This is a genomic window from Paraburkholderia sp. BL21I4N1 (genome assembly GCF_002973525.1).
Classification (GTDB): domain Bacteria; phylum Pseudomonadota; class Gammaproteobacteria; order Burkholderiales; family Burkholderiaceae; genus Paraburkholderia.
This window is the reverse complement of the sequence record NZ_PVEN01000022.1, coordinates 83,941-102,021: the sequence shown is the minus strand read 5'-3', so window position 1 is coordinate 102,021 and position 18,081 is coordinate 83,941. Positions and strand designations below refer to the sequence as shown.

At 60.0% G+C, this 18,081-nt stretch carries 15 protein-coding genes and 1 pseudogene; 8 read left to right on the top strand and 8 right to left on the bottom strand.

Annotation, left to right across the window (positions count from 1 at the left end; translation table 11 throughout):
* The 4 genes and pseudogenes from B0G83_RS34170 to mnmE all read right to left on the bottom strand — a co-directional run.
* Window positions 1-135: pseudogene (locus B0G83_RS34170) on the bottom strand (IS3 family transposase); the annotation flags it as partial.
* A 111-nt stretch (window positions 136-246) separates the two neighbouring features.
* Complete coding sequence (locus B0G83_RS38810; protein ID WP_181157156.1) at window positions 247-408, bottom strand: hypothetical protein; 162 nt, start codon at window positions 406-408, stop codon at window positions 247-249.
* A 235-nt stretch (window positions 409-643) separates the two neighbouring features.
* On the bottom strand, window positions 644-1,837 hold the full coding sequence (locus tag B0G83_RS34165; RefSeq protein ID WP_105511729.1) for an integrase arm-type DNA-binding domain-containing protein: 1,194 nt from the start codon (window positions 1,835-1,837) through the stop codon (window positions 644-646).
* 184 nt (window positions 1,838-2,021) lie between these two features.
* The gene (mnmE, locus tag B0G83_RS34160) at window positions 2,022-3,416 is read right to left on the bottom strand and encodes a tRNA uridine-5-carboxymethylaminomethyl(34) synthesis GTPase MnmE (protein WP_105511728.1); all 1,395 of its coding nucleotides are present in this window, start codon (window positions 3,414-3,416) and stop codon (window positions 2,022-2,024) included.
* 384 nt (window positions 3,417-3,800) lie between these two features.
* Here mnmE and B0G83_RS34155 point away from each other — a divergent pair, with 384 nt between their 5' ends.
* Together B0G83_RS34155 and B0G83_RS34150 are read left to right on the top strand one after the other, a co-directional pair.
* Window positions 3,801-4,217 (top strand): transcriptional regulator, encoded by a 417-nt coding sequence (locus B0G83_RS34155; RefSeq protein WP_105511727.1) that lies wholly within the window; start codon window positions 3,801-3,803, stop codon window positions 4,215-4,217.
* 311 nt (window positions 4,218-4,528) lie between these two features.
* A complete protein-coding gene (locus B0G83_RS34150) occupies window positions 4,529-4,936 on the top strand; it encodes a transcriptional regulator (protein WP_105511726.1) in 408 nt (135 codons plus the stop codon).
* 179 nt (window positions 4,937-5,115) lie between these two features.
* Here B0G83_RS34150 and yidC read toward each other — a convergent pair whose 3' ends face one another.
* From yidC to rpmH, 4 genes are all read right to left on the bottom strand, one after another.
* The gene (gene yidC / locus B0G83_RS34145) at window positions 5,116-6,774 is read right to left on the bottom strand and encodes a membrane protein insertase YidC (protein WP_105511725.1); all 1,659 of its coding nucleotides are present in this window, start codon (window positions 6,772-6,774) and stop codon (window positions 5,116-5,118) included.
* Between the two features lie 30 nt (window positions 6,775-6,804).
* Window positions 6,805-7,035: a membrane protein insertion efficiency factor YidD gene (yidD, locus tag B0G83_RS34140; RefSeq protein ID WP_105511724.1), complete on the bottom strand. Its 231-nt coding sequence runs from the start codon at window positions 7,033-7,035 to the stop codon at window positions 6,805-6,807.
* A gap of 104 nt (window positions 7,036-7,139) precedes the next feature.
* A complete protein-coding gene (locus B0G83_RS34135) occupies window positions 7,140-7,625 on the bottom strand; it encodes a ribonuclease P protein component (RefSeq protein WP_105511723.1) in 486 nt (161 codons plus the stop codon).
* A gap of 29 nt (window positions 7,626-7,654) precedes the next feature.
* Window positions 7,655-7,789 carry a 50S ribosomal protein L34 gene (rpmH, locus tag B0G83_RS34130; protein ID WP_004198824.1) on the bottom strand — a complete coding sequence of 45 codons (135 nt, stop codon included), beginning with the start codon at window positions 7,787-7,789 and terminating at the stop codon, window positions 7,655-7,657.
* Between the two features lie 391 nt (window positions 7,790-8,180).
* Between rpmH and dnaA the strand changes: the two genes are divergently transcribed.
* From dnaA to B0G83_RS34095, 6 genes are all read left to right on the top strand, one after another.
* Window positions 8,181-9,782 carry a chromosomal replication initiator protein DnaA gene (dnaA, locus tag B0G83_RS34125; protein WP_219849054.1) on the top strand — a complete coding sequence of 534 codons (1,602 nt, stop codon included), beginning with the start codon at window positions 8,181-8,183 and terminating at the stop codon, window positions 9,780-9,782.
* A gap of 220 nt (window positions 9,783-10,002) precedes the next feature.
* Window positions 10,003-11,106, top strand: a complete 1,104-nt coding sequence (gene dnaN, locus B0G83_RS34120; protein ID WP_105511721.1) for a DNA polymerase III subunit beta — start codon at window positions 10,003-10,005, stop codon at window positions 11,104-11,106.
* 113 nt (window positions 11,107-11,219) lie between these two features.
* The gene (gene gyrB, locus B0G83_RS34110; protein WP_105511720.1) at window positions 11,220-13,691 is read left to right on the top strand and encodes a DNA topoisomerase (ATP-hydrolyzing) subunit B; all 2,472 of its coding nucleotides are present in this window, start codon (window positions 11,220-11,222) and stop codon (window positions 13,689-13,691) included.
* A gap of 314 nt (window positions 13,692-14,005) precedes the next feature.
* Window positions 14,006-17,125, top strand: coding sequence for a type VI secretion system Vgr family protein (locus B0G83_RS34105; RefSeq protein WP_105511719.1), 3,120 nt, complete (start codon window positions 14,006-14,008; stop codon window positions 17,123-17,125).
* Window positions 17,126-17,168: 43 nt separating this feature from the next.
* Entirely contained in the window at window positions 17,169-17,534 is a 366-nt protein-coding gene (locus tag B0G83_RS34100) for a hypothetical protein (protein WP_105511718.1), read from the top strand.
* A gap of 7 nt (window positions 17,535-17,541) precedes the next feature.
* On the top strand, window positions 17,542-18,075 hold the full coding sequence (locus B0G83_RS34095; RefSeq protein WP_146120333.1) for a hypothetical protein: 534 nt from the start codon (window positions 17,542-17,544) through the stop codon (window positions 18,073-18,075).
* Window positions 18,076-18,081: the final 6 nt, after the last annotated feature.

Genomic DNA, 18,081 nt, shown 5'->3' with positions numbered 1-18,081 from the left:
GGTCGAACGTCCCTGTATCCCGTAACGACGCTGGGCATCCTTGTAGCTCAGTTCGCCTTTTTCTACCTGCTCGACCACCGACAGTTTAAAAGCCAACGTGTAATCACGCTGCGTTCGCTTCGAACCCGTTTCCAATTGACTCTCCTTCTTCCCGCAGGATCAGGTGTCAACTTATTTCAGGACGGGTCACAACCATTAAAAAAGCCGTCGCCTTGTGAAGCGACGGCTTTTTGTTGCATAGGCCGCTCAGTGCCGGTGATGCAGCCACTCCGCGTAGTGCGTATCGAGCCAGCGCTCGAACCTTGGCGGCTTGGTCTTGTGGTGATAGTGGGACGCTGCCCAGATAACCACGCCGACCAGCAGCATGACAGCGGGTCCCAGCAAATAAGCCAACAACGATTCAGACATGGGAGCCCCCGTATCGGGTTGCGTCGGACTTTCAGTTTAGGCGATGAATCGCGGGAGAGAAGGGCGACGTGATGTGTCTGGAGGCGTCTTATTCTCCTCACCTTTGGAAACCCGGTGAAGACGCTGATTTTCTTTTTATGGCAATGAGTTGAGTCGGTTAGTTTGGGTCTTGTGTACCGAAAAACCGCCTCGTCACAGGTTCTTGAAGCGGGTGTCGAGCGGGAAGCGCCAATCGCTAGACGCTGCTCACCATTGCTTTCCGGCTCTCCTCGATTTGCGAATCGACGAAGTCTGCCCAGCTCTGCACTCGTTCACGCTGCTCTGCGACATCTTCTTGGTCCGCGTCCTGGCCGGCGGTTTCATCTCGCGCGTCAGTCGAGTGTGTCATGTTCCGCAAATGGGCTGCGGCCGTGCGCCGGAAGTCGTGCAGGACGAAATGCTCCACCTCCAGCCCCAACGCTTTGACCGCCTGATTCAGCGTGCTTTTCGCGATGGGTTTGTCGCCGCCCCTGACGCTCGGGAATACAAAGTGTCGGCTCGCCCTGGCTTGCTGAAGCTCGCGGAGCATCGACACGGCCTGACGCGACAGATGCACCCGTTGGTCCTGCTCTTTGTTCAGACGTGTAGCCGGGATCGTCCAGCGTGCGCGGTCCAGATCGAATTCGTCCCAGCGCGACTCCACCAGATCCGATTTGCGGGCCATGGTCAGCACCAGCAGATGCAGCGCCAGTTTCAGCGGCCGGCGAATGTTCGACGCGTCGATAGCGCGCAGCATGGCGCCGATCTCGCCGCCGGAAAGCACGCGGGTGCGGCTGTCGAAGGTGGCGATGGAGCGCGCCGGAACGACTTCGGCCGGGTTGCTGGTCGCGAGTTGCCGGGCGATCAGATAGGCGTAGAGGCGCTTGATCACGTTGCGCGTGTGCAGCGCCATTTTCGGCGAACCACGACTTTTGATGCGCTCGCAGATCGCGACGACGTCGTCCGCGGTTACTGCTTTGATGGCCATGCCGCCGATGGCCGGCAACACGTCCTTGTCGAGCGCGCGACGGGTGGTGCGGCGATATTCGGCTGATTTGCCCGCCATTTCCGTTGCCAGATACAGCTCGGCGGCTTCGCGCAACACGTCGGCCTTGCTTTCGGCGCCGCGGTCCCGGCGCGCCGTCGCGACCGGTGAGACGCCTTGCGCGACCATCTCCGCATACTTCTGCGCCTTGGCGCGCGCGACACGCAGCGAAATCATCCGATAGTCGCCGATCGTGGCGAGCGGCTGGCGGCGGCCGTTCAGCGAATAGCGGAAGCGCCAGACCTTGGTGCCGGTCGTCATGACTTCGATGACGAGGCCGTTGCCGTCCGCAACGCAATAGCGGGTGGCGCGCGGTTCGAGCGCGCGAATCTGGCTTTCGGTGAGCGGGACGGCGAGTCGGGGCATGCTGGGATCGCGGGTACTTAGGCAGCGGGATTTTAGCGCTTATTCTCACTGTGTACCAAAGATTAGCGGTTTTTTGGCACCACAAAAGATGGGTTCAAGTTAGCGGGACGGCATGTGGCGATGATCTAATAAGCCTTTTTTCAACGAGGATTACATTAATCTATCCCAAAACCCCAAGCGCTCTCTACTTCCCAATACAGAACCTGCTGAAAATCACTCCAAGCAGATCGTCCGAACTGAATTCACCCGTAATCGAATTCAGCTGATCCTGGGCGAGCCGCAGTTCTTCAGCAAACAGATCCAACGCCTGCGAGTTCTGATCCGCATGCGCGGCCGCCGTCGCGAGATGCTCCTCGGCGGAACGCAGGGCGATCAGATGCCGTTCGCGCGCCAGGTAGACGCTCTCCGCGCCCGCTTGCCAGCCGGCGATCCTCAGCAGCTCGTCGCGCAGCAGCGCCACGCCATCGCCCTGTTTCGCCGACAGACGCACCTCGCTAAGCTCGGCGTCGGCATCGAGTGCTTGGGCTGCCGGCGCGAGGCCGGTCAGGTCGGTCTTGTTCAGCACGCGCACCACCGGCACGCCAACTGGGAAGCGGGCGGCGATCGTTTCGTCTTCGGCTGTCATGCCGATGCGCGCATCGAGCAGATGCAACACCACGTCCGCGCGCTCGATTTCGCCCCAAGTGCGCGCAATGCCGATCTTTTCGACTTCGTCCTCGGTATCGCGCAGACCCGCCGTGTCGATCACGTGCAGCGGAATGCCTTCGATCTGGATGGTCTGCGCGACCTTGTCTCGTGTCGTGCCGGCGATCGGCGTGACGATCGCCAGTTCCGCGCCGGCCAGCGCGTTCAGCAACGACGACTTGCCGACGTTCGGCTGTCCCGCCAGCACCACCGACAAGCCCTCGCGCAGCAGCGCGCCCTGGCGCGCTTCGCTCAACACGTGCGCAAGGCGTTCGCGAATCCGGGTGAGCTTGCCGCGGGCGTCGGCGGCTTCGAGGAAGTCGATTTCTTCTTCGGGAAAGTCGAGCGTGGCTTCGACCAGCATGCGCAGCGTAATCACGTCTTCGACCAGCGCGTGGATGTCGCGTGAAAACGCGCCGTCTAGCGAGCGGCCAGCCGAACGCGCGGCGGCTTCGGTGCTGGCCTCGATCAGATCGGCGACGGCTTCGGCCTGCGCCAGATCCAGCTTGTCGTTGAGGAAGGCACGGCGCGTGAATTCGCCCGGCTCCGCGAGACGCAGGCCGAACGCGCGGCCGGCGTCGACGCAGCGCTGCAACACGAGTTGCAGCACGACCGGACCGCCGTGGCCTTGTAGTTCGAGCACGTGTTCGCCGGTGTACGAATGCGGCGCCGGAAAGTACAGCGCGATGCCGCGGTCGAGCACGTTGTCGCCGCCGTCGAGAAACGGCACGTAGCTCGCGTGGCGCGGGGCGAGCAACTGGCCGGTGAGCGCCTGCATGAGCGGCTGAGCCGCCGCTTCCGCCGCGCGACCGAACGATATCCGCACGACGCCGATGCCGCCTCGACCGGGCGCGGTGGCAATGGCGACGATGGGATCGGAATCGGTGGTGAGCATGGCGGGTTTGGCTAAAAACGGGGGAAGGGCGGCGCGACTTAGCGTGGGCCGACGCGGCGCGAGGCATTGTAACGCGAGCGTTTGCCCGCGTTGACGGCGGGCGGCTTGCCGGTTCGGCGGCGCGTCTCCTCAATCACTTATCCCGCTGAGTGGGATTTATCTTAAATAAGCTAGGAATGCGTCTGTAGTTTTTGAGAGTAATTGGGATCGCGTAGGTCGGCCGAATGCGCTAGAAGGCCACCCAATAAAGAAAAGATCAAAAGAGTTGAAATCGACGGAACGCGCTGCACGGAGCGGCGGACAAGCTAAATTTATCTCAATTACGCCACGGCATAGCTCGCGGGGTTGTCAACAGATCGGACGCCGAATTGCACAATCCGGCGCATGCCGACCAAACAAGAAAAAGCCGCCTTCGCCAAGAGGCTGAAGGGCCTGCTGGAACCGCTCAAGATCCGCGGTGGGACGAAACTCGCCAAGGAATTCAACAAACACTATCGTGGCGAACCGGTCACGCCGCAAACTGCGCATAAGTGGCACTCGGGCACCACCATTCCGATGCCCGACAAATTGCGCACGTTGGCCGAGTGGTTGCTGGTGACCGAACATTGGCTTCGCTATGGACCGTCGCCGGGCATGGCCGCGAAGCCGCTCGCACGTGACGAGAAATATCCACCGTCGCCTGAAGTCATCGAACTGGCTTCCAAGATCGGCGCGCTGAATCCGAAGGACCGCTTTCTGGTTGAGGAGATGATTGTGCGGTTTTACGGTGAGGACGCGGAAGAGGGGCAGGGTGGGACTTAGTGCGCGTTGCCGGGGACGAGTGGTGTGGCTGGCCTTGGCTAGACTCTTCGCGACTCGGGCACCATTTTTTCCAGCGATTCAGATTTATCCTAACTAAGCTAGGATTGTTACTGCAATTCGTGAGACTGATTAAGATTTCTTGCGACGGCTATGCCATCGATACGCCCGCCACACAAAGAAAAATCAAAAAATTTGAATTCTGCGAAACGGCTGGTGCGACACGGGATACAAGCTAAATCTATCTCAAATACGCTAAATCATAGCCTGCATGGTTGTCAACTGGTTAGACGCTGAATTGCACAATCTGGTCCATGCCGACCAAACAAGAGAAAGCGGCCTTTGCCAAGAGGCTGCGTGACCTGCTAGAACCGCTGAAAATTCGCGGCGGGACCAAACTCGCCGAACAGTTTAATCTTCGTTATCACGGCGAGCGTCCGGTTACGACGCAAGCCGCCCACAAGTGGCTGTCGGGCGCGACGATTCCGAAGCCGGACAAGCTGCGCATGCTGGCCGAATGGCTGAACGTGAAGGAGCATTGGCTCCATTACGGACCGGCGCCGGGCGCGAATGCCAGGCCGCTCGCGCGGGGCGAAAAGTATCCGCCTTCACCTGAAACGATCGAGTTGGCGTCGAAGATCGAATCGCTTACGCCGAAGGACCGATTCCTCGTGGAAGAAATGATTGTGCGCTTTTACGGCGAGGATACGGCGGGCGAATAGCCGCGGCGTTCGCCGGCCGAACGCTAACGCGTTGACCATGAAAAAAGCCGCCCGGGTTGCTCCGGGCGGCTTTGTTTTTTTACGCGTTGCTGCGGTTTTCAGTACCGCGAACAGCTTGCGTCGGCGTGAATCGGTCTTGTGGACAGCGAGCGCATTACCGCCCGCCATCAGACCCGATCTCAGGCCGCTTTCGTCTTCGACTGACCCATCATCCGCGTGATGTAGTACTGCTGGGCGATCGACAGCACGTTGTTCACCACGTAGTACAGCACCAGACCGGCAGGGAAGAAGAAGAACATAACCGAGAACGCGATCGGCATGAACATCATCATCTTGGCCTGAACTGGGTCCGGCGGCGTCGGGTTCAGACGCGTTTGCAGGAACATCGACACGGCCATCAGCACCGGCAGGATGAAGAACGGGTCCTGTTGCGACAGATCGTGAATCCACAGAATCCACGGCGCGCCGCGCATTTCCACCGACGACAGCAGCACCCAGTACAGCGAGATGAACACCGGAATCTGGATGACGACCGGCAGACAGCCGCCGAACGGATTGACCTTCTCGGTCTTGTACAACTCCATCAGCGCCGAGTTCATCTTCTGCGGATCGCCCTTGAAGCGTTCGCGCAGCGCTTGCATGCGCGGCGTGATCGCCTTCATGCGCGCCATCGACTTATAGCTCGCGGCCGACAGCGGGAAGAACACCGCCTTGATCAGCAGCGTGAGCAGCACGATCGACCAGCCCCAGTTGCCGACATAGCTATGGATCTTCTCGAGCAGCCAGAACAGCGGCTTCGCGATGATCGTGACCCAACCGTAGTCCTTGACCAGTTCCAGACCCGGCGCGATGCCTTCGAGCATGCGCTCTTCTTCCGGACCGGCGAACAGGCGCGCGGAGACGTCGACCGTTTGACCCGGGGCAATCGTGGCCACCGGTTCCTTCACGCCGACGCGATACAGCGCCGGATCGATCTTCTCGACGTAAATGTCGCGCTTCACGCCCTGCTGCGGAATCCAGGCTGACGCGAAGTAGTGTTGGACCATCGCGATCCAGCCGTTGTCGGCCGCGGTCGCGTAATCCTGCTTGTTCTTGTCGATGTCGCTGAACGTCATCTTCTGGAAGTGATGCTGGTCGGTGTAGACAGCCGGCCCGATGAACGTGTGCGAGAAGCGCGGCGTTTCCACCGGCTGATCGTCACGCACCAGTTCCATATAGACCGACGGCGTCACCGGTGCGGTGCCGACGTTCTGGATCTTCGTGTCGACGCCGATCACATAGCTGCCACGCGTGAACGTGTAGGTCTTGATGACCTTCACGCCACCCTTCACCGGCGATTCGAAGCTGAGCTGGAACGATTTTTCGTCGCCCGTCAGATCGTGCGGCTGGTTCGGCAGCGGCGTGTAGATGTCGTTGTGGTTCGGGAAATCGCCGCCGAGCAGACCCGTGCGCGCCAGATACGTATGGTTCGCGGTGCGGTCGAACAGCGTGATCACCAGATCCGGCGTCTTGCCGTCGCCTTGCTTCACGAGCGACAACTTCGACAGCGTGCCGCCGCGGGTGTCGATCTCGCCGTTATAGACGTCGGTGCTGAACTTGATGAGTTGCGATTGCGCGGCGGCCGGCGCGTTGCCCGGAGCCGCTGCGTTCGTGGCCGGCAAATCGGCGGGCTGGGTTCCCGGCGTCGTGGTTCCCGGTTCGGCGCTACCGACGGTGTGCGTCGGCGTCGCGCTCGGGAAGAACATCGACGGGCGTCCGTGGTCGCGTTGCCAGTTGTCGAACAGCATGACCGCTGACATGAAAAAGATGACCCATAGGACGGTGCGTTTGATATCCATGCGTTGTCTCAGTGTCGATGGAACGGCGCGTCAGCGCTTTTCAGAAGTGGGAGGCGGGACGAGATCGATGCCGCCCGCGGAAAACGGGTGGCAACGGCAAATACGCCTGGCGGCGAGATAAGTCCCGCGCGCGGCGCCATGATACTGGATTGCTTCGCGCGCGTAATCAGAGCAGGAAGGGTAAAAACGGCACCGGTTGCCGAGTATTGGGCTCACGGCAATCTTGTAGAAACGCAATAAAGCGAAAAGTACCGTTTGCATGGCTGGTGCGGCTCACTGCGCCGCGCAACGTGGAGGTCCGGGTGATGCCCGCGCAGCAAGGCTACGGGAGCCGCAAAGCGGCGCAACGGGCAGTCACTTGAGCGTCATTCCGTTTGGGGCGCTTCCGCGGGCGGCGCCTGGCGACGGACAATTTCGCGCGCTGCCTTGTCGAGCAACGCCTCGATTTCGCTGCGGCACAGCGCCTTCAATGGCGGCGACGAAGCGCTCGGCAAAGCTTTTTTGTCGAAGCGCGTGTGCAAACGCAGCAGCACATCCCAACCGCCGAATTCCGCGCGCCGCAGCCGGAAGGCATCGCGCGCGATTCGACGTACCAGATTACGCGTGGCCGCGCGCGGCGCGTACTTCTTGCCGATCACGAGGCCAAGACGTGCGTCGTTGCCGGTGGGCCGGCCGTACACCACAAAGTGCGCGGTGCGGCGCCACGGGCGCAAACGAAAAACGGATGAAAATTCATCCGTTTTCAGTAGCCTTGCGGCTTTGGGGAAGGCGGCTTGCGCTCGCAACGGAAGCGAGCCCAGTTGCGTCGCCCCAGCCGTTCCCGCATTACCGCGGGCTTCGCCAGTTGGCACAGACAGAGCGTGCAATCCGCTCGCCAACCTTAGATGGCGAGGCGCTTGCGGCCCTTCGCGCGACGTGCGTTGATGACCTTGCGGCCGCCTGCGGTCTTCATGCGAACGCGGAAGCCGTGGGTGCGCTTGCGACGGGTAACGGAAGGTTGGTAAGTACGTTTCATGTTGCTCTCACTTGATCGACTGATCGAAAAATAACCGCACGATCATCGCTGAAGCGGCAATGGCCGGAGGTTTACAGAATTGGTTTTCGCGGAACCCGCTATTTAAACCGGTTTTCTGTTGGCCGTCAATAGTTTAGCGCTCGCCGGCCTGCGACGCCGCTGGCTCGGGCGGATGATCCGTCCCTGTGGATAACTCCCTTCCGGGTAGCATTTGGCGTTAGAATCTCGCCTTACTTCCCAAAAATCCTGCACGCCGCTCCGGCTCGCTTGCCCCGCAAACCCTTGTGGCACAAGCGCCTGGAGCCGTTACGCCTGGCTGCTCAGGGCCTTGTTGCGCGCACGCGACAGGGGCAGCGGCGACCGCCGTGCACACCATAACGACAGCAACTCGATGAACGATTTCTGGCAACACTGTTCCGCATTGCTGGAGCGTGAGCTTACGCCCCAGCAGTACGTGACGTGGATCAAACCGTTGGCCCCGGTCGCCTTCGACGCCGCTGCGAACACGCTTAGCATTGCCGCGCCGAACCGCTTCAAGCTCGACTGGGTCAAGAGCCAGTTCTCCGGCCGCATCGCGGATATGGCCCGCGATTTCTGGCAAGCCCCGGTCGACGTACAGTTCGTGTTGGACCCGAAAGCCGGCATGCGGGCGCCGCAGGCCACGTCGTCGCCGGGTTCGACGCGCCCTGTTTCAGCATCATCCGCGCCGATGGGCGGTAATTCTGGCGGTGGCGCTGCAGTCGACGCGGCCGTCGGCGCCGTGCAAGCGGCGCATGCCGCGCGCGCTGGCGGCGTGAACGCCGCCGCGCAGCAGCATGCGAACGCGCGCGCGGCATCGGCCGCCGCCGAAGACGCCGCCGACCTCGATCTGCCCAGCCTCGACGCGAACGAAGCCGCGGCCGCCCGTCGCACGTGGCGTCCGGGCCAGAGCGCGAGCTCGAACGGCAATGGCGAAAACGACTCGATGTACGAGCGCTCGAAGCTCAACCCGGTGCTGACCTTCGACAACTTCGTGACCGGTAAGGCCAACCAGTTGGCGCGCGCCGCGGCGATTCAGGTCGCGGACAATCCAGGCATCTCGTACAACCCGCTGTTCCTGTATGGCGGCGTCGGCCTTGGCAAGACCCACCTGATTCACGCGATCGGCAACCAGCTTCTGATGGACAAGGCCGGCGCGCGGATTCGCTACATCCACGCAGAACAGTATGTGTCCGACGTGGTGAAGGCGTACCAGCGCAAGGCCTTCGACGATTTCAAGCGCTACTACCACTCGCTCGACCTGCTGCTAATCGACGATATTCAATTCTTCTCGGGCAAGTCGCGCACACAAGAGGAATTCTTCTACGCGTTCGAGGCGTTGGTCGCGAACAAGGCGCAGGTGATTATCACCAGCGACACGTATCCGAAGGAAATCTCGGGCATCGACGACCGCCTGATCTCGCGCTTCGACTCCGGTCTGACGGTGGCGATCGAGCCGCCCGAGCTGGAAATGCGCGTCGCGATCCTGATGCGCAAGGCGCAATCGGAGTTCGTGAGCCTGAATGAAGACGTCGCGTTCTTCGTCGCGAAACACTTGCGCTCGAACGTGCGTGAGCTGGAAGGCGCGCTGCGCAAGATCCTCGCGTATTCGAAGTTCCACGGCCGCGAAATCACGATCGAATTGACCAAGGAAGCACTGAAAGACCTGCTGACGGTGCAGAACCGCCAGATTTCGGTGGAAAACATCCAGAAGACGGTCGCGGACTTCTACAGCATCAAGGTCGCGGACATGTATTCGAAGAAGCGTCCGGCGAACATCGCGCGGCCGCGGCAGATCGCGATGTATCTGGCGAAGGAGCTGACGCAGAAGAGCTTGCCGGAAATCGGCGAACTGTTCGGCGGGCGCGACCACACCACGGTGCTGCACGCAGTGCGCAAGATCGCCGACGAGCGCAGCAAGGACGCGCAACTGAACCACGAATTGCACGTGCTGGAGCAGACGCTGAAGGGCTAAGCAAGTCGACTGGGAAAAACGACCTGTTTATTTCCAAACTCGCCCCCATTTTAGTGAGGCGGTTCTGTTTTCAGGCACAATACAGGTTTAACCGCCCGGCGGCCGCGGGCGGATTTCACGCTGTGGCAGGTGCTGCGTGGCGCCGGCGGGGGGCCACGGCTGTGAGCTGGAACGCTTGCCTGGCAAGGCGCGCAGGCCGTTATATCAACGAAGGAACTCTATGCAACTGGTCAAGACCGAACGCGATAACCTCCTCAGGCCGCTGCAAACCGTGAGCGGCATCGTCGAACGCCGCCATACGTTGCCGATCCTCGCCAATTTGCTGATTACCAAGAACGGCCCTGACGTGTCGTTCCTGTCCACCGACCTCGAGTTGCAGATCACCACGCGTGCCGATTTCGGCGTGGGCGGCGATTCGGTGGCGACCACGGTGGCAGCAAGAAAGCTCCTCGACATTCTGCGCGCCATGCCCGACGGGCAAGTCACGCTCACGCTGAACGACAAGCGTCTGACCGTGCAATCCGGCAAGAGCCGTTTTGCGCTGCAAACGCTCGCCGCAGACGAATTTCCGACGGTCGCGCAAGCTAAAGACTACGGCGCGAACCTCGTGGTTCCCCAGAAGGCGTTCCGCCAGTTGCTCGGCATGGTCCATTTTTCGATGGCCCAGCAGGACATTCGCTATTACCTGAACGGCATGCTGCTGGTGGTGGATGGCGACCAGCTGATGGCAGTCGCAACCGACGGCCACCGCCTGGCGTTCTCGTCGATGAAGATCGAAGGCACGTTCGCGCGTCAGGAAGTGATCATTCCGCGCAAGACGATTCTGGAATTGCAGCGTTTGCTGGAAGACATCGACGACACGCTGAAGATCGACATCGCGCAAACGCAGGTGAAGTTCACGTTCGGCCAGGTCGAACTGGTGTCGAAACTGGTGGAAGGCAAATTCCCGGACTTCCAGCGCGTGATTCCGAAGTCGCACAAGAATCAATTTTTGATCGGCCGTGAAGAACTGCAGCGCTCGCTGCAACGCGCCGCGATTTTGACGTCGGACAAATTCAAGGGCGTGCGCTGCATTATCGAGCCGGGTCAGTTGAAGATCATGTCGACCAACGCCGATCAGGAAGAGGCGCAGGAAGAACTGGAAATCGCGTACGACGGCGACAGCGTCGATATCGGGTTCAACGTCACGTATCTGCTCGACGTGCTCGCGAACCTGAAGGTCGACATGTTGCAAGTGAGCCTGGGCGACGCCAGCTCCAGCGCGTTGATCACGATTCCCGAGAACGACGAGTTCAAATACGTAGTGATGCCGATGCGCATCTAACGCGTCCAATACCGAGAAGACACCAAGGGGCGCAGTGCCCCTTTGGCGTTTTTATGGTGTTTTGAAAAGTCCCGAGCAGCAACCTTGCAGTAACGCAGAACCGGAAAAAATCCATGACTGAAACGAACAATACGCAACCCGACAACAGCTACGGCGCCTCGTCCATTCAGATCCTCGAAGGTCTGGAGGCGGTGCGCAAGCGGCCGGGGATGTACATCGGGGATACATCGGATGGCACCGGTTTGCATCACCTCGTGTTCGAGGTGCTCGACAACTCGATCGACGAAGCATTGGCCGGGCATTGCAACGACATCCAGGTGATCATTCACGCGGATAACTCCATTTCGATCACCGACAACGGCCGCGGCGTGCCGACCGGTCTGAAGATGGACGACAAACACGATCCGAAGCGCAGCGCCGCTGAAATCGTGATGACGGAGCTGCACGCCGGCGGCAAGTTCGACCAGAACAGCTACAAGGTATCCGGTGGTTTGCACGGCGTGGGTGTGTCGTGCGTGAACGCGCTGTCGGCGTGGTTGCGTCTCGTGATTCGCCGCGACGGCAAGAAGCACTTCATGGAGTTTCACCGTGGTGTGCCGCAGAACCGCATTATCGAAGAAATCGATGGTGTGGCCGTCTCGCCGATTCAGGTGGTGGGCGATACCGAGAACCGCGGTACCGAAGTGCACTTCCTCGCTGATGAGACGATTTTCGGCAACGTCGAATATCACTACGACATACTGGCCAAGCGGATTCGCGAACTGTCGTTCCTGAATAACGGTGTGCGGATTCGTTTGACGGATCAGCGTTCGGGTAAGGAAGAAGATTTCGCGTTCGTGGGCGGCGTGAAGGGTTTTGTTGAGTACATCAACAAGAACAAGGCTGTGCTGCACCCGAATATTTTCCATGTGAGCGGCGAGAAAGACGGCATTGCCGTTGAAGTCGCCATGCAGTGGAACGACAGCTACAACGAAAACGTGCTGTGCTTCACCAATAACATTCCGCAGCGCGACGGTGGTTCGCACCTGACCGGGTTGCGTGCGGCAATGACGCGCGTGCTGAACAAATACATCAACGATCACGACATCGCGAAGAAGGCGAAGGTCGAGACGTCGGGTGACGATATGCGCGAAGGGTTGTCGTGCGTGTTGTCGGTGAAGGTGCCGGAGCCGAAGTTCAGCGCGCAAACGAAAGACAAGCTGGTTTCGTCGGAAGTGCGCGCGCCGGTGGAAGATGTGGTTGCGAAGGCGCTCGAAGAGTACCTGCTCGAAACGCCGAATGACGCGAAGATCATTGTCGGCAAGATCGTCGACGCGGCTCGCGCGCGGGATGCGGCTCGCAAGGCGCGGGAAATGACGCGTCGTAAGGGCGTGCTCGACGGCGTTGGCTTGCCCGGGAAGCTCGCGGATTGCCAGGAGAAGGATCCGGCGAAGTCCGAGATTTATATCGTCGAGGGTGACTCGGCAGGTGGCTCGGCGAAGCAGGGTCGTGATCGGAAGTTTCAGGCGATTTTGCCGCTGCGCGGCAAGGTGCTGAACGTTGAAAAAGCGCGGTTCGATAAGCTGATTTCTTCGGAACAGATCGTCACGCTGATTACCGCGCTGGGTTGTGGGATCGGCAAAGACGATTACAACCTGGAGAAGCTGCGTTATCACCGCATCATCATCATGACCGATGCTGACGTGGACGGCGCGCATATTCGAACGCTGTTGCTGACGTTCTTCTATCGTCAAATGCCGGAGATGATCGAGCGTGGTTTTATTTATATCGCGCAACCACCGCTGTTCAAGATCAAGGCGGGTAAGGATGAGCGGTATTTGAAGGATGAGTCCGAGGTTAATGCTCATATCTTGAAGCTGGCGTTGCAGGGCTCGGAACTGGTGCCGGCTGAAGGCGCTACGCCGATTACTGGCGATGCGCTGGGTGAGTTGGCTCGTGCTTATTTGCTCGCGCAGGCGGTGGTGAATCGGTTGAGCCGGTTGTATGACGCTGGCGCGCTTGAGGCGGTGATGGATGGGGTCGTGATGGACCTGTCCAGCGAGGAAGCGGCCGAGGCTTCGGCTCAGGCTATGGAAGCGAAGTTGCGCGATGAACCGCTGAAGCCTGAAGTTCGCGTGACGACGATGTATGACGAAGTGCGTGAGCTGCGCTCGTTGCGCGTCGCGCGGTCGCATCACGGGAATCAGAAGATTTTTGTGCTGGATGAAGAGTTTCAACTGACTGCGGATTATCGACAGCTGCTTAATACGGCTAATACGTTTAAGGGGTTGATCCAGGCTGGGGCGGTGATTAAGCGCGGTGAGCGGAGTATGGCTGTTACCGACTTCAAGAGTGCCATGAAGTGGTTGCTGGCTGATGCTGAGCGCAATATTTCCAAGCAGCGCTATAAGGGGCTCGGGGAGATGAATCCTGGGCAGCTTTGGGAAACGACGATGGATCCGACCGTGCGTCGTTTGCTTCGTGTGCAGATTGAGGATGCTATTGCGGCTGATGGGATCTTTACGACGCTCATGGGCGATGATGTGGAGCCGCGGAGAGCGTTTATTGAGTCGAATGCGTTGCGGGCGGGGAATATTGATGTTTGATCTGTAGCTGAACGCATAGCCTGAAAATCTGAGACCCATAAGCTAAGAAGCTTATGGGTCTTTTTTCTTGATAGTTCGACCAAGCCGCATTCGCGTTGGCATGGTAAGTGTGCGCGGGCATCGATAAATAAGCGCCCAACCCCATTCCTCTCTTTTAATCCGGGATATTTTTCCGTTACCTAATCAGCATTAAATAAATCCGCAATAAATTCCGAATTAACAATTGCACCAACCATCTTGATTGCGCTAACCCGCTAATCTTTTGTATTATTGCGCGACAGCGCGGGGGCGCAATTGCGTAAATAAGAGGCGGTATGGGGGCACAGGACTTAATCACGGCGATAAAAGGCGGATTGTTGCAAAGCGACCGTCTGCTGAAACTGGACACGCCATTGGGCGCAAATGTCCTGTTGCCGCAAAGACTGGTGGGCCATTCACGTCTGGGCCGTGATTACGAATTCACGCTGGACACCGTTTCCACCAACGACAATATCGAACTCAAGAAGCTGATTGCCCAGCCCGTCACGCTGTGGATCCAGCAAGCCGACCAGTCGTACGCCCCGCATCACGGTTATGTCCATACAGCGCGCCGTCTGGGCTCGGACAGCGCGCTGACCAGTTATCAGATCGGGTTTGTGTCGTGGATGCATTTCCTGCGTTTCAGAAAAGATGCACGAATCTGGCAGGATAAACCGGCCGATGAAATCATCACCGACGTATTCAATATGCACCCCCAGGCGCAGGGTGCATTCCGCTTTGCTTTACGAAATACCCTGCCGCAGCGTTCATTCTGCGTGCAATACGAGGACGACTGGACTTTCTGTCACCGGCTGATGGAAACCGAAGGCCTGTTCGGTTATTTCGAGCAGGCCACGGATGGTAAATCGCACACGCTGGTCATCACGGACGACATCGGCAGCCTCCCGGCACTCTCGCCGCAGGCGGTCGACTTTTACCGCTCAGGCACGAACAGCGAAACCGACGCCTTCGTGCAATGGAGCGGCACGCGCACGCTACAGAGCACGACGCTCACGACCCGCACGTTCGACTACAAGGCTCCGTCGGCACCGGCCAATCCCAAGAGCACGACGATCCCGACGCTCGCCACACAGGGCGAGCTGCCGCAGCAGGCCGAGGTGTACGAGTACACCGGCGCCTACACCTACGGCAAGCAGGACCGTGGCGACCAGCTCGCCAGGGTCCGAATGGAAGAATGGGAATCGCGCGCAAAGCGCTTCCACGGCGTGGGCGCAGTACGCCGCATTGACGCGGGCCGCTGGTTCGAACTGCAGGATCACCCCGACCACAGCACGGGCAGCGAACAGGAGCGCCAGTTCGCGGTCATTGCGCTCGACTGGGTCATCGAGAACAACCTGCCCGTTTCAGGCGGGACGACAGACTTCCCGCACAGCCTGAAAGGCGCGGTCGCCGCAGCGCGTGCCGCACACAGCGCGGACGCCGCGCTGACCGTCAAAGCCAGCGACGGCAGCGAAGGCTTCTTCATGGCCGCCGTCGAGGCGCAACGCAAAACCATCCCGTTCCGCAGTCCGTTCGAGCATCACAAGCCCGAAATGTCGATGCAAACCGCGACCGTTGTCGGTCCGGCGAATGAAGAGGTGTACACGGACCCGCTGAACCGCATCAAAGTCCTGATGCACTGGGATCGTCTCAACGACGGCGATGAAAACGCGTCATGCTGGATGCGGGTCGCGCAGTCCGACACTGGCGGTAGCTATGGCGCGGTGCACGTACCGCGCGTCGGCGAAGAAGTGATCGTGTCGTTCCTCGATAACGACTGCGACAAGCCGATCGTCACCGGTCGCGTGTACAACGGTGCCAAGAAGCCGGACTGGCATTCGAACGGCATCCTGTCGGGCTACAAGTCGAAGGAGTACCAGGGCAGCGGCTACAACCAGATGGTGATGGACGACGCCACCGGTCAGAATCGCGTGCAGCTTTACAGCAGCAGCACGAATGCGCAGTTGCACCTGGGTTATCTGATTGCGCAAAGCGGCAACGCGCGCGGCGAGTATCTGGGCAGCGGCTTCGATCTCAAGTCAGACGCGTATGGCGCGATCAGGGCCGCACAGGGCATGGTCGTATCGACGCATCCGACAACGGGCGCATCGAGCCAACCTCTGGACGTACGCGACGCAAACAGCCAACTGGTCAATTCGGAGAGCGTGATCGAGTCGCTGAGCCAGGCGAGCGAAACGCACCAGGCCGGGAGCCTGAAAGACGGTTACAACTCACTGAAGTCATTCACCGACGCCACCCGGAACAGCGTATCCGGAGCCACCGGCAGCAGCAGCGGCAACACAGCAGGCGGCGGCACGGGCAACGCGAACACGTTCAGGGAACCGATCCTGCTGTTCGCGACACCGGCCGGCATCGCCATGTCGACGCAGAAGTCGAGCCACATCGCGGCGAACGAGCACGTCAATCTGGTCAGCGGCCAGAGCACGCACATCGCGACCGGCAAATCGCTGCTAGCGAGCGTGGGCGAAAAGATCAGCCTGTTCGTGCAGAACGCGGGCATGAAGTTCTTCGCGGCCAAGGGAAAAGTCGAGATCAAAGCGCAGTCCGACAATGTGGAATTCACCGCGCAGAAAACATTCCGATTGCTCTCGGCCACCGAAAAAATCGAGGTCGCCGCCGATCAGGAAATCCTGTTGACGAGCGGTGGCGCGTACATCCGCATCTCAGGCGGCAACATCGATATTCACGCGCCGGGCAAAATCGATGTCAAAGGTGCGCAGCACAGCTTCAATGGTCCGACGAGCCAAGGATACCCGCTGCCGGCGGCGCGCCCCGATCAGCCAGGGCAACTTGACCTGCTCCATCAATACGCGAACGGTGAGCCCGTCAAAGGTGGCCAATTTTCCGTACTCGATGCAAACGGCGGGATGCTGCGCCAAGGCGCCCTTGATGCTAACGGCCGCATGACCGTGAGCGGCTTGCCGCCAGGCGTGGCACAGGTGCAGTTCGGCAACGATCCGCGCGATCCGTCGCAGCCGGCCAACTATTTCAAGAGCATCAAATGGCCGCCCGAGCCACTCAGCGTGTCGGGCGATGCGGCATCCGCAGCGCAAATGGCGTCCTTCTTGCCTGGCGCGGCCGGAGGCGCAGGCTCAGCGGCCGGCGCCGCAACGAGCGCAATGAGCACGGCAGGCGGCGCCATGAGTTCCGCCACAAGCAGCGCGTCGCAACTGGCCAGCCTGGCTGGTACGGCTTCACAAGGCGCCAGCGGCCTCGCCGCGATGGCGAAAGGCCAGGCCATGGGGCTTGCCCAAAACGCACTCACCAAGGCGCTACCCGCCGGTGCGAGCGCAGGGTTATCACAAGCCAGTCAGGTCGCCAGCGCCGCGAAGGAAATCAGTTCGATCGCGCAATCCGCCCGCGGCGCAGTGCCCGCGCTCAAAGGCATTGTTTGATGCCGCACCGATCGACCTCCACTCGACCCCTCTCGTACTCGACATGAAAAAAACGATGTTCTTGGCGCTCGCCCTCTTCATCGCCTCGACGGCATCCGGTGCGGCCGAACTGAAGATCACCGCGGCCGCGATGGCTTCGCAGTACGACAGCGAGTCGGACGCGGCCTCGAAGTTTACCGACAAGCCGCTCGCGTTGACAGGCAAGCTTCTCTCACTGGAATCAGGCCTCACGGATGACGACGTGGTCGGAAAGCTTGGTGACGATCCCGACACGGCAGTGCGCGTGAGCTTTGCCGACAAAGCGAGCGCCGACAAGGTCCGTCCTCGAATCGGTCAGAAAGTGACGCTGCATTGCTTCGGTGCGTACTCGACGACCTATCCCGCTGCGACCGACTGCAAATTCAGGTAAGCCGCCAATGAAACACTTTTTGACTCTGTCGATCGTAGTCTGCTGCGTCGCCATGACACCACTCGCCCATGCGCAATCGGTCTCCGACATGAAAACGATCGCGGGCTTCGTCGAGTGCAAACTCGATGCACGGCAAATCCAGCGTTTTATCGACCGGATGGATAGCAACGGCGTACCGGATTTCGTGAGTCTGCCCTCACGGCCCAAGGGCGTAGATCTCGCATGGCAAACCAGGAAGCCGATTACCGCGTGGGGCGCGACGTCGAATCTCGTTTCACTCGTTTCGCCACGTGAGATGCTGCTCGCCATTCCTGCACCGGTAGGCCAGGAAATCGACACGGCAAACCAATGGGCAGCTCGCATCGGCGACATGCATGAGGACAGCGGCACGGTGGCGATGCGGGAGAAGTTGCACTGGCACGGCGTCGACTATCGCAAGGCGGTGGGTAAGAAAGAAATCAGATTGCTCGTCGATCAGGACGAAAGTCCAGGCTGGCTTCTGCTTGGATGCGGATACGACCAGCTTTTCTCCAACAACTAAACCATC